Source organism: Pseudoalteromonas sp. NZS71_1 (genome assembly GCF_015864305.1).
GTDB lineage: Bacteria > Pseudomonadota > Gammaproteobacteria > Enterobacterales > Alteromonadaceae > Pseudoalteromonas > Pseudoalteromonas arctica.
Map to the genome: position 1 here is coordinate 91,736 of NZ_JADYXM010000005.1, position 12,862 is coordinate 104,597.

The window sequence follows — 12,862 nt, forward strand, 5'->3', positions numbered from 1 at the left end:
TGCTGCAAAGCATATCAATTTGATTAAAGGGTCAGTTATGCCTACAAACGCGTTTTTAGGAGTATTTGCAAAATCTCCTATCAAACCAATGGAAGAACACATCAAGAAGGTTCATCAAGCAAGTAAAGCTTTGATACCTTTTTTTAATCACGTATTTAAAGAAGAGTGGGTACAGGCAGAAGAGCTTCGCATCACTATTCGCAATTTAGAACGTGAAGCTGATGATATGAAAAGAGATATACGTTTACAGTTACCGCGTGGTTTATTCATGCCGGTAGAGCGTACAGATCTTCTCGAATTAGTAACTCAACAAGATAAAATTGCCAATAAAGCGAAAGACATAGCTGGGCGAGTGATTGGTCGTGAAATGACCATTCCAAAAGTTATGCAAACTGACTTTTTAGCTTATTTAACACGTTGTGTAGATGCGACTAAACAAGCATCAAAGGCAATTAACGAGTTAGAAGAATTGCTAGAAACGGGTTTTAAAGGTCGAGAAGTCACCTTAGTAGAAAAAATGTTAGTTGAATTGGATGCCATAGAACAAGACACGGACGAAATGCAGATAAAAGTACGCCGCCAGCTACGTGATGTAGAGGGTGAGTTAAATCCAATTGATGTTATGTTTTTGTACAAAATCATTGAATGGGTTGGCGAGCTTGCAGATATTGCAGAGCGCGTAGGATCACGTCTTGAGCTGATGTTAGCTCGTTAATTTAAAATCAGTTCAAACACGAAAGATTAAGGTTTTACAATGGATATCATTGCATCTTACGGCACGGTATTAATTTTAATTGCCGCAGCAGTCGGCTTTTTTATGGCTTATGGTATTGGCGCGAACGACGTAGCGAACGCCATGGGCACATCTGTAGGTTCAAAAGCGCTAACAATCAAACAAGCTATTTTTATAGCGATGATTTTTGAATTTGCAGGCGCTTACTTAGCAGGTGGTGAGGTTACATCAACAATTCGTAAAGGAATTATCGATGCCGCACCATTTGCAGACATTCCTGAACTTATGGTTCTGGGTATGATTTCGTCTTTATTTGCAGCGGGTGCTTGGTTATTAATGGCCTCGTTCTTGGGTTGGCCAGTATCAACGACTCACTCAATCATTGGTGCAATCATTGGTTTTGCGTTAGTTGCTGTTGGTACTGAGGCGATTCAATGGGATAAAGTAGGTGGTATTGTTGGTAGTTGGATTATAACGCCCGCCATATCAGGCTTTATTGCATACTTAATATTTATGAGTGCACAAAAACTTATTTTTAATACAGATGCACCACTAAAAAATGCTAAACGCTATGTACCACTTTATATGGGTTTAGCAGGTTTTATAATGGCCTTGGTTACAATTAAAAAAGGCTTAAAGCATGTTGGTGTTGATTTAGGTGCAGCCGAAGGGTACGCCTTAGCAATAGCTGTAGCAGTTGTCGTTGCTATAATTGGTAAAATTGCTATTTCTCGTTTAAATATCGATCCAAAAGCAGATAAACAAATGCAATTCAACAATGTTGAAAAAGTGTTTGCTGTTCTTATGGTATTAACAGCATGTTGTATGGCCTTTGCACATGGTTCTAACGATGTTGCTAATGCAATCGGTCCACTAGCTGCTGTTGTAAATATTGTTGAAAACAATGGTGAAATTGCTAAAAAAGCGGCTATTGCTTGGTGGATTCTACCTCTAGGTGGTTTTGGTATTGTTGCGGGTCTTGCTATTTTGGGCAAAAAAGTAATTAAAACGATTGGTGAAGGCATTACACATTTAACGCCTAGCCGTGGTTTTGCTGCTGAACTAGCCGCTGCTTCTACCGTTGTTATTGCATCAGGTACTGGTATGCCAATCTCTACTACTCAAACCTTAGTAGGTGCGGTATTAGGTGTAGGTATGGCACGTGGAATTGGTGCACTTAACATGGGTGTTATCAGAAACATTGTAGTTTCTTGGGTAATTACATTGCCAGTTGGCGCTGCCCTTGCTATTGTTATTTTCTACGTACTAAGAACCGCATTTGGGGTTTAACAAAAAAGTACTCAAAGACTTTTAGCTTGAAAAGATCTCAATGCCCTAGGTGTTGGGGTCTTTTTATTTGTGGAAAGAAAAAATGACCAATCTTCCAAGTATCAAACAGCTACAGTATTTATTAGCTGTTCATCAACATCAGCACTTTGGCAGAGCTGCCAGTGCCTGTTTTATTGGGCAATCTACTTTAAGCAGTGCTATTCAAAATCTTGAAGAAACGTTGGGTTGCCAGCTTATTGAACGCGAAAATCGCAGCCTTATGTTTACCAGTATTGGTGAAGAGGTTGTTGAGCGCTCTCGTAAAATAATTAACGATACAATTAGTTTAAAAGAGCTCACTAAAAGCTTTTTAACACCACTGAGTGGTAAATTAACGGTGGGTGTTATACCTACAATTGCTAGCTTTATAGCGGCTCCTCTGTATCACTTTTGTAAAGAAACCTTTTGTGATTTAGAGCTGGTATTAATAGAAGATACGAGTGATAAGCTACTGGATAAACTTGAGCATGGGCATATTGATTTAGCGCTACTTGCACTGCCATACGAAACCGATAAATTTCATACACAAGTATTGGCAAAAGATCAGTTTAGTTTAGTGCACCATAAGGACTACAGCGCTGCAAAGGGCGTAGTCGACTTTAATCTATTACCAGAGGCTAGCGTATTCTTACTCGAGCGTGAGCACTGTATGACAGGCCATGCGCTTAGTGCATGTCATTTAAACCGTGCTAGTTGTATTAACCCATTTGAAGCAGCAAGCTTGCATACATTATTGAGTATGGTTGAGCATCAGCTCGGGGTGACTTTTTTACCACAAATGGCGATTAACGCCGGAATTTTAGATAATAAAAATATGGTGGCAACACCATCACAAAGCGATGCATATAGAGATATTGGCATATTGTGGCGGAAAACTACGGGGCGGATCCGCGACTTTAAGTTATTTAGTCAACAGCTTGAGATATTTTTAAAGCGCCAATGTAGTTTAGATTTTTCTAAATAAGAATAGTAAATGAATGAAAGCAGCCTATAAAGGCTGCTTTTGATTTTTAAAATGGCTTTCAAAAGGCTCAAGTTCGGGTAAAAATAGTAAATAAATCCATACCACCAAGTTAAAGTAAGGCACGCAACCTAATACAGTAAAAACCTTAACTGGGTAGCCTTTAATATTTGCGTAACGATAACACTGATACGCGATTGCAAAATGTATAATCAGTAATAACATAACTAGCTGTGTCATACCTTTCTCCTTAAAAGCTTAAATAGCTTTGAAACCCACTATAAATATCAGTACTACGTCGCCAAAAGGTAATGTCATGTTTTTAAAGTGAAATACATTAAAATGCACGACATTTTTTATTTGATACTGAAAGTATAGGCAAGAAAGGTAATATTGGTAGTAACAAATTGTTTAATTTTGTTTATTTTGGGCTAGCTTGTTGTTGGTAAAACGTTTTATTTTTTGAAATTTTTTCAAGCTCATCTTTTACTTTTTCAACAGGTACTGGGCGTGCAATAAAGTAGCCTTGTCCATAATCAACACCTATCTCTTTTAGTGCAAAAAATATCTCTTCGTTTTCAACGTACTCAGCTACAGAGCGCTTATCGAGAGACCGACTAATATCATTTATTGCTTTTACTAACGCTAAGTCTATAGGGTCATTAAGCATGTCGCTTACAAATGAGCCATCAATTTTTACATGTTGTGCTGGAAGCTGCTTTAAATAGTTAAATGTACTAAAGCCAGTTCCAAAATCGTCAATAGAAAAATGACAGCCTAAGCTATTAAGCTTCTCAATCATTTTACGAGTCGCTTTTAAGTTGTTAATACTTGCTGATTCAGTTATTTCAAAAATTATCCGCGAAGGGGGCACGTTATACTTTTCAAGATTTGATTCAATTAATGGCAATAAGCGTTCATCTAAGAATGATTGTGCTGACAAATTAATAGCAACTTGGTTTAACTCTGGGTGCTTAGACACACAAGCAACGGCATTACGTATAACGCATTGATCCATCAAAAATGTGTCGTTAAGCATCTCTAAAGAGGGAATAAATTGATTTGGGTACACAAGTTTACCTTTGAGTTTTAAGCGTAAGAGCGCTTCAAAATAAGCAACTTTACACTCTTTAAAATCCCAAATAGGTTGGTAATGCAGTTCAATATTATCTTGCTGCAGTGCTTGTCGAATTTCGTGACCCCATTCAAGCCCAGTTTGAAGCGTATTGTTTTGAGCGTCCTCTTTTGAGTAGCAATGTACTAAGTTACGCCCTAAATTTTTGGCAATATACAAAGCAATATCGGCTTGTTTTAAACACTCATTAGGGTCGTTATTTTGTGTCGTAATTTGAGTTAAACCAATAGAGCAGCTAATAGTGTATATCTGATCTTCTGATTTAAAAGCATGTTTTTCTATCGCACTACACACACCTTCTGCAATAAGGTGTGCATCCAGTAAATTCATATCGGTAAGTATGACTGCAAACTCATCGCCGCCTATTCGGCACACCAAATGGTCTTCGCCAATATTTGTTTTAAATAATTGCGCCACTTCTTTTAATACTATGTCACCTTGGTGGTGACCTTTGCTGTCGTTTATTATTTTAAAGTGATCGAGGTCAATATAAATAACAGCATGCTCTATGCCATCATACGTGTATTTATCTTGGCATATTTTATTAAGCTGTTGATCAAAGTAATAACGGTTATGTAAACCAGTTAATGGGTCATGGTGTGCTAAATGACGTAGTTGAATTTCTGCTTGTTTACGTTCGTGTATGTTGTCGATAGTGGCGGTTATGGTCGCGTTATTACGACTATTTTTGATTAGCTGTAATCTGCATTCGACCCAGATTAAATTGCCATTTTTATGGGTGAGCTTTACTTCTATTTGTTGCTGTTGCTCGCCACCATGTAAAATGTCATTAATAGTATAATTTAGTCTTCCTTTATCTTCGTTATTACAATAAGCGCTTAATGGGGTTTGTAGTGATGATTTAACACCAAAACCGCTTAATGTCTCCCATGCAGGGTTAATAAAACGAATATGCCCTTGCTGATCAAGCTCTAAAACAACCGTATTCAAATGCAATAAAATACGCTGATGAGCCGAAAATAACTCTTTGTAACGCACTTCGCTCACGCTTAGCTGCTCTACTTTGTAAGCAAACTCAGCATAACTCACCATAAAATCTTCACGTCGTGCGGCATGGTCACACACTTTATTTAAAAATGAAGGGTCGTATGGGGCTCTAATAAAATCGGTAACACCAGACAGCAAAAGCTGCTCAGCGTAATCAGCATCATCACTTTCTATAATTGTAACAATAGCTTGTTTAGAATTGTGCTGTAGGATTTCTTCAACGAGTACACTCGAGCTCTCTGCACTTGATGTAGTGGCATCGAGTAGCACAATTGAAAACTGCTGTTGGTTGTAAGCGTTTAGTGCTGCTTTGGCTGAGGTAACGTGAGTAATAGCAAAGTTTAACTTTAACTGTTCACTTATTTTGTCGGCCGTATTTTGAAGTGGCTCTAATAATAATAAGTTTAGCCGGCTACTTTTTTCTAAGTGAGTAGATAAAACATTCGCAAGTACTTGAGGGAGCATGTCTTTATGTTCAAACGGCAGTACAGCATCTATCCCGTAGCTTCGGGCTGTTGTTTCTGCAATACGCTCACAGTAAATTGGCGGAATAAGTAAAATTGGGGTGTTTTTCGGTGTTTTTAATAATCCTGAGCGGATCATCCTCGAAAAGCGCCAGCCGTCAATTTTCCCAACATTAATGCCCGTTATTATAATATCAACAGGGTGTTGTTTTAAAAGCTTTAAAGCTTGTTGGCTATCTTGCGCATCAATAAAGGTAAATACATTTAAGCTATCTAAAGTGCCTTTAATCGCGCGGCGTTCAGCACTACTTGCGTTTAATATTAGCAATTTAAGCTGGTTTGGCACGTGTTGAACACCCCTAATGTAACTTATAATAATTCAGCCGAACAAGAATAGTGACATTTAACCATAAGAACAAGAAAATTTAATGATAAACACGCAAACAAGATATTATAAGTTTGGCTGATTTCTTGAGCTTAATATCCGATACATATACACTTGGCGCGATTTTAAATGATGTGGATTACTAATTATGCGCGTGGCTGACTTTAGCTTTGACTTACCTGATGAATTAATAGCTCGTTTTCCTAAAGCGGACAGAACTAGCAGCCGTTTACTTACTTTAGATGGCCCAAGCGGAACTCTAGAACATAAAGTGTTTAGCGACATACTTGATTTAGTAAACGAAGGCGATTTGTTAGTCTTTAACAATACACGCGTTATTCCAGCACGTATGTTTGGTCAAAAAGCCTCTGGCGGCAAAGTTGAAGTGCTTGTAGAGCGAGTGCTAGATGAACATCGCGTACTTGCGCACGTACGCGCGAGCAAGTCGCTTAAGGTTGGTAACGAAGTTATTCTTGAAGGCAAAGCTAAAGCAATAATGGTTGCACGCCACGATACATTATTTGAGCTTGAGTTTGATCATAGCCAAAACGTGCTAGATATACTTAATGATATTGGTCATATGCCACTGCCTCCTTATATTGACCGACCTGATACCGAAGCTGATCGCGAGCGTTACCAAACTGTTTATGGAGAAAAGCCAGGTGCAGTTGCTGCGCCAACAGCGGGCTTACATTTTGACGATAAGTTAATGACGGCACTAAAAGATAAAGGTGTAAACATGGCTTTTGTTACTTTGCACGTTGGCGCCGGTACTTTTCAGCCAGTACGAGTGGATAGTGTTGATGAGCATGTAATGCATTCCGAGTACATAGAAGTGCCCGATGATGTAGTTGCTGCCGTTGCACAAACCAAAGCAAGTGGCGGGCGTGTAATTGCGGTTGGCACAACTTCAGTACGCTCATTAGAGTCGGCAGCTAAAGTTCACGGCGGCAAGTTAGATACGTATTTTGGTGATACCGATATATTTATTTTTCCGGGTTACCAATTTAATGTTGTTGATGCCATGGTCACTAATTTTCACTTACCTGAGTCAACACTCATTATGTTAGTAAGTGCTTTTAGCGGACAAGACAATATTATGGGCGCATACAATACCGCAATTGAACAAAAATACCGCTTTTTTAGTTACGGTGATGCGATGTTTTTAACACGCAAGTAACAGCTTGTTATTTAATACTCAGTAAAAAACATTAAAAACCCCAGCTTCGTTGCTGGGGTTTTTGTTTAGCGTAATAAGCAAGATTGAATTTATCGCAGCTAATAGTATTAATGAGGCAAAAAGGGTAGAATCGAGCGGTTAAATTATAGCTTGTTGGACTGTTTTTCCGACATTGAGGATGATATGAAATTTGAATTAGATTGTACTGACGGAAAAGCGCGCCGCGGCCGCTTAATTTTTGACCGTGGTGTAATAGAAACACCTGCATTTATGCCTGTTGGTACTTACGGTACTGTAAAAGGTATGACGCCAGATGAAGTAAAAGCCACTGGTGCGCAAATATGTTTAGGTAATACCTTTCATTTAATGCTTCGCCCAGGTACTGAAATCATTAAGCAACATGGTGATTTACACGACTTTATGAATTGGGATTTCCCAATTTTAACTGACTCAGGCGGTTTCCAAGTATTTAGCTTAGGCGCAATGCGTAAAATCACTGAAGAAGGCGTGTTATTTCAATCTCCAGTAAATGGTGATGAAATTATGATGTCGCCTGAAAAGTCGATGGAAGTACAGCGCGACTTAGGCTCAGACATCGTTATGATTTTTGACGAGTGTACGCCATACCCAGCAACTGAAAAAGAAGCTAAAGATTCTATGGAGTTATCTCTTCGTTGGGCTAAGCGTTCAAAAGAAGGGCATGGCGACAATCCATCTGCTTTGTTTGGTATTATTCAAGGTGGTATGTACCCAGAATTACGTGCACAATCGCAAGCAGGCTTAGAAGAAATTGGCTTTGATGGCTATGCATTAGGTGGTCTATCAGTAGGCGAGCCTAAAAACGAAATGATGAATATTCTTGATCATTGTGCGTTTAAAATGCCAGAAGACAAACCACGCTACCTTATGGGTGTAGGCAAGCCAGAGGATTTAGTTGAGTCTGTTCGCCGTGGTATTGATATGTTTGACTGTGTTATGCCAACACGTAATGCGCGTAACGGCCATTTATTCATTACCACAGGTGTAGTTAAAATACGTAACGCAGTACATAAAACAGACACAGGGCCACTTGATCCTGAGTGTGATTGCCATACGTGTGGAAACTATTCACGAGCTTATTTGCATCACCTTGATAAATGTAACGAAATTTTAGGTGCGCGACTAAACACAATTCATAACTTACGTTACTATCAACGTGTTATGGAAGGTTTACGTAATGCAATTAGCGAAGGTAAATTAGAAGAATTTGTACAAGATTTTTATGCTCGCCGAGGCCAAGACGTGCCAGAGCTAGTAGATATAAAAAATTAAACTTTAAAATTAAAGAGGAAGTATCATGAGTTTATTTATTTCAAATGCACACGCAGCAGCTGGTCAACCTGCGGCAAGCGGTGGTTGGGAAATGCTAATAATGTTAGCTATTTTCGGTTTGGTTTTTTACTTTTTAATCTACCGCCCGCAAGCTAAGCGCGTTAAAGAGCACAAAAGCTTAATGAGTATGATGGCTAAAGGCGATGAAGTACTTACCCAAGGCGGTTTAGTGGGTAAAATTGTGAAGATTTCTGAAGAGAAAGATTTCATCGTTATCTCTTTAAACGAGCAGGCAGAAGTAACAGTACAAAAATCTGCAGTATCTGCAGTATTGCCAAAAGGCACAATGAAGTCGCTATAAAAATAATAAGGACGACCCCGTGTTAAACAAGTTTCCAGTTTGGAAGTATTTACTTGTTTTAGCTGTGGTAGCCATTGGCCTTTTATATGCCTCTCCAAACTTGTATGGTCGCGATCCGGCTATACAAGTTTCAGGTGCTAAAGGCGCTGATGTCGATCTCAGTGTTGTAGACAAAGTAAACGCAATCCTTGAAAAAAATAATGTAACCGCTAAATCGACAATACTTGAAGATGGGCAAATTTTAGTTCGTTTAAAAAATGTTGAAGAACAGCTTAAAGCGCATGACTTACTGCGTGATTCGCTGAGCGACGATTACATTTCTGCTATTAATATGGCACCTGCTCAACCAGCTTGGTTAAAAGCGGTTGGTGGTAACCCTATGAAGCTAGGTCTTGATTTAAGTGGTGGCGTACATTTCACCATGGAAATCGACATGGCAACAGCGGTTGATAACCAGCTTGAGCAAATGGAACAAGATTTTCGTAGCGACCTGCGCGAAGAAAAACTACGTTACCGTAGTGTTCGCCGCGTAGCAGGCTCCGATCGTATGCGTGTAGAAATGCGTACCGAAGCAGATAAAGACGCAGCAGAGAGCTTCTTAGAAACTCGCTACCCGCTAAATGTCTACATTGATGACAGCAGTAACGATAAAGCATTTTTTGCGACAATGAGTGAGCAAAAACTCAAAGAAATTCGTGACTACGCTATCAAGCAAAATGAAACGATTATTCGTAACCGTATCAACCAAATTGGTGTTGCAGAACCTAACGTACAACGCCAAGGCGCTGAGCGTATTATTGTTCAACTACCAGGTATTCAAGACACAGCACGCGCTAAAGAAATTTTAGGCGCAACAGCAACACTTGAATTTCGCGAAGTAGACGAAAACGCTGATATCAGCGCTGCTGCTCAAGGTCGTATCCCAGCGGGTACTGAAATGATCATGAGCCGCGACGGTTACCCTGTTGTACTTAAAAAGCGTATTATTCTAGAAGGCAGTCATATTACTGGCGCGCAATCTGGCGCTGATGAATACCAACGCCCGCAAGTGAGTATTACGCTAGATAGCAAAGGTGGGGCAAAAATGAATGCCTTTACCAAACGTGCTATTGGTAAGCGTATGGCAACGGTATTTATTGAATATAAGCCATCAGGTAAAAAAGATGCAGACGGTAAAGCGCTTCCGCCTATTAAGGTTGAAGAAGTTATTAACGTAGCAACAATTCAAGCACGTCTTGATCGCTCGTTCCGTATTACAGGTATCGATAACCCAGCTGAAGCACATAACTTAAGTTTGCTACTTCGTGCAGGTGCGCTTGTAGCACCAATTCAAATTGTTGAAGAGCGCACTGTAGGTCCAAGTTTAGGTCAAGAAAATATTGAAGCGGGTATGACTGCGGTTGCACTTGGTTTTGCGTTTGTACTTGTGTTTATGCTTGTGTACTACAAAGGCTTTGGTATGGTTGCAAACCTTGCTCTTGCGGCTAACTTAGTACTGATTGTTGGTGTTATGTCTTTAATTCCAGGCGCTACACTTACGCTACCTGGTATTGCCGGTATTGTATTAACGGTAGGTATGGCGGTTGATGCTAACGTACTTATTTTTGAACGTATCCGTGAAGAGCTAGCCGATGGCCGAAGCCCTCAACAAGCAATTCATTTTGGCTACGATAGCGCATTTAGCACTATATTCGATGCCAACATCACCACGCTAATTGCTGCCATTATACTGTTTGCAGTAGGTACCGGCCCAATAGCGGGCTTTGCAGTAACACTTGCGATTGGTATTTTAACTTCAATGTTTACAGCCATCGTTGGTACCCGTGCGGTAATCAACTTATTTGTTGGTGGTAAACGTATTGATAAACTTTCGATTTAAGGAGCTGACATGCAAATTTTAAGTTTGGGTAGTAGAACCCTTCGTTTCATGTCTCTTCGAAAAGTGGCTATGGGTTTTTCGACGTTATTAATTTTAGCGTCGTTTGCATCAATTTTTGTTAAGGGCCTAAACTTTGGTTTAGATTTTACCGGCGGTACGGCGGTAGAAGTGGGTTTTTCACAACCGGCTGATCTTAAAAAAGTACGTGATGCACTAGCTGATAATGGTTTTGCTGATGCATCAGTGCAGCTATTTGGTTCAAGCCAAGAGATTTTAGTTCGCTTAGCACCACGCGGTAGCGATGTAAAAGCTGAAGTGATTGGTAACCAAGTAATTGATGCGCTTAAAAAAGCAGACGACAGCGTAGTAATGCGCCGTATTGAGTTTGTAGGCCCAAGCGTAGGTGAAGACTTAAAAGAGCAGGGTGGCCTTGCCATGTTAACTGCACTTATTTGTATCTTAATCTACGTTGCGTTTCGCTTTGAATGGCGCTTTGCTGTGGGTGCGGTAGGTGCACTACTACACGATGTTATTATTACTGTGGGTTTATTTTCGATATTAGGTTTAGAGTTTGATTTAACTATATTAGCGGCAATTCTTGCGGTAATAGGTTATTCACTTAACGATACAATTGTTGTATCTGACCGTATACGTGAAAACTTCCGCAAAGTGCGCATTGACGATACTGTAGAAATTATTGATATTTCACTTACGCAAACACTTAATCGTACACTTGTAACATCAATCACGACTATTTTAGTATTGATTGCTTTGTTTGCATGGGGCGGACAAACCATTCATGGCTTTGCAACTGCATTGCTATTTGGTGTGTTTATTGGTACTTATTCTTCGATTTATGTTGCGAGCTCTGTTGCTATAGCAATGGGCGTAAGCAAAGAAGACTTAATACCAGAAGTAATTGAAAAAGAAGGTGCAGACCTAGACGCAATGCCGTAATGGTTTTGTAACTACTTTAAAAAACCGCTCATTGAGCGGTTTTTTATTGCCTGTAATATATTTATGCTCACGATTGTTTTAGCTTTACTGTGCAAGTATGAATAAACAGTGCTAACTTTGTAGAGCACGCCATGAGTGTAACGTCGTACTATGTATTTAAAATAAGTATTAATAGCGCGGTTATTAATAAGTACAGTTACATAATATCGTCATCTTATATTTAGGCGCTGGAAGCTATTTAGCTTAAATAACGCGATAATTTAAACTATCAATAATAACTGTTAAAACTACCGATAATAACTAAGGTGATAATTATGTTGCCATTAAAGTATTTAGTTAACGTAGTAAGTTTGTTTATATGCAGCGCTTTAGCAAGTGACGTAAATATCGTAAATGTAGCGCAGGAGCAGCGTGTGCAATATGCTCGTGACGACTACCTTAACGAGCTATTAGAAAAAGCATTGGTGAGCGCACAATACCCTGCAGAGATTAACCCCGTTTTAATTCATCCCCATCAACAACGTACTTTAATAGCACTAGATACAAAAAATTTAGATTTATACTGGAGTATGAGCAGCCCCGAAAGAGAGTCTTTAGCTATTGCGATTAAAATCCCATTGTTTAAAGGCTACATAGGTAAAAGGGCACTATTAACAAGTAAGAACAGCATTGCTAGATTTAAAGGTATTACTAGCTTAGGGCAGTTAGGTAAGCTTTCTGCGGTGCAAGGTCATGATTGGCCAGATACAAAAATAATGGCATTTAATGGCTTGCATATAAGACCGTTTGCAAATTATCAGGCTATGTTTGCCTTAACAAGTGCAGGGCGTATTGATTACTTTCCACGTTCATTCATCGAGGTTAATTCAGAGCTTCTAGCTAATAAAGAAAGCAACCTAGTGATAGTACCTAACTTATATATAAGTTACCCAACAGGATTTTATTATTTTGTATCAAATAGTAAGCCAGAGCTTGCAGTGGCAATTAAAAAAGGGCTTAAAATAATGCAAAAAAATGGTGAGTTTGATACGTTGTTTGATGAATACTTTGCGAAGGATTTAAATACATTACCTTACGAAAAAGGTAAAACAGTAGAACTCAAGCTAGATAATCCTTATTTTTAGACACAAAAAAAGGAGCCTGAGCTCCTTTTTAGCAT

Annotated in this window: 11 protein-coding genes; 9 read left to right on the plus strand and 2 right to left on the minus strand. The window is 39.2% G+C overall.

Features of this window, described 5'->3' with window-relative positions:
- Positions 1 to 37 precede the first annotated feature (37 nt).
- The 3 genes from I6F43_RS09785 to I6F43_RS09795 all read left to right on the plus strand — a co-directional run bounded on the left by I6F43_RS09785 (position 38) and on the right by I6F43_RS09795 (position 3,026).
- Complete coding sequence (locus I6F43_RS09785; protein ID WP_024600191.1) at positions 38 to 715, plus strand: TIGR00153 family protein; 678 nt, start codon at positions 38 to 40, stop codon at positions 713 to 715.
- 39 nt (positions 716 to 754) lie between these two features.
- Positions 755 to 2,023 carry an inorganic phosphate transporter gene (locus tag I6F43_RS09790; protein WP_007586466.1) on the plus strand — a complete coding sequence of 423 codons (1,269 nt, stop codon included), beginning with the start codon at positions 755 to 757 and terminating at the stop codon, positions 2,021 to 2,023.
- Between the two features lie 82 nt (positions 2,024 to 2,105).
- Positions 2,106 to 3,026 carry a hydrogen peroxide-inducible genes activator gene (locus tag I6F43_RS09795; RefSeq protein ID WP_007586467.1) on the plus strand — a complete coding sequence of 307 codons (921 nt, stop codon included), beginning with the start codon at positions 2,106 to 2,108 and terminating at the stop codon, positions 3,024 to 3,026.
- 24 nt (positions 3,027 to 3,050) lie between these two features.
- On the opposite strand, the gene I6F43_RS09800 is transcribed toward I6F43_RS09795, so the two are convergent.
- Together I6F43_RS09800 and I6F43_RS09805 are read right to left on the minus strand one after the other, a co-directional pair.
- Positions 3,051 to 3,263: a hypothetical protein gene (locus tag I6F43_RS09800; protein WP_121953757.1), complete on the minus strand. Its 213-nt coding sequence runs from the start codon at positions 3,261 to 3,263 to the stop codon at positions 3,051 to 3,053.
- Positions 3,264 to 3,444: 181 nt separating this feature from the next.
- Positions 3,445 to 5,976 carry a two-component system response regulator gene (locus tag I6F43_RS09805; RefSeq protein ID WP_165722424.1) on the minus strand — a complete coding sequence of 844 codons (2,532 nt, stop codon included), beginning with the start codon at positions 5,974 to 5,976 and terminating at the stop codon, positions 3,445 to 3,447.
- A 187-nt stretch (positions 5,977 to 6,163) separates the two neighbouring features.
- On the opposite strand from I6F43_RS09805, the gene queA reads away from it, so the two are divergent.
- The 6 genes from queA to I6F43_RS09835 all read left to right on the plus strand — a co-directional run bounded on the left by queA (position 6,164) and on the right by I6F43_RS09835 (position 12,827).
- On the plus strand, positions 6,164 to 7,195 hold the full coding sequence (queA, locus tag I6F43_RS09810) for a tRNA preQ1(34) S-adenosylmethionine ribosyltransferase-isomerase QueA (protein ID WP_010554380.1): 1,032 nt from the start codon (positions 6,164 to 6,166) through the stop codon (positions 7,193 to 7,195).
- Between the two features lie 183 nt (positions 7,196 to 7,378).
- On the plus strand, positions 7,379 to 8,506 hold the full coding sequence (gene tgt / locus I6F43_RS09815; RefSeq protein WP_007586471.1) for a tRNA guanosine(34) transglycosylase Tgt: 1,128 nt from the start codon (positions 7,379 to 7,381) through the stop codon (positions 8,504 to 8,506).
- A gap of 25 nt (positions 8,507 to 8,531) precedes the next feature.
- Complete coding sequence (yajC, locus tag I6F43_RS09820) at positions 8,532 to 8,867, plus strand: preprotein translocase subunit YajC (RefSeq protein ID WP_007586472.1); 336 nt, start codon at positions 8,532 to 8,534, stop codon at positions 8,865 to 8,867.
- Between the two features lie 19 nt (positions 8,868 to 8,886).
- Complete coding sequence (gene secD / locus I6F43_RS09825) at positions 8,887 to 10,746, plus strand: protein translocase subunit SecD (RefSeq protein ID WP_010554381.1); 1,860 nt, start codon at positions 8,887 to 8,889, stop codon at positions 10,744 to 10,746.
- 9 nt (positions 10,747 to 10,755) lie between these two features.
- A complete protein-coding gene (gene secF, locus I6F43_RS09830) occupies positions 10,756 to 11,703 on the plus strand; it encodes a protein translocase subunit SecF (protein WP_024590595.1) in 948 nt (315 codons plus the stop codon).
- A gap of 314 nt (positions 11,704 to 12,017) precedes the next feature.
- Positions 12,018 to 12,827: a substrate-binding periplasmic protein gene (locus I6F43_RS09835; protein WP_197102077.1), complete on the plus strand. Its 810-nt coding sequence runs from the start codon at positions 12,018 to 12,020 to the stop codon at positions 12,825 to 12,827.
- Positions 12,828 to 12,862 lie beyond the last annotated feature (35 nt).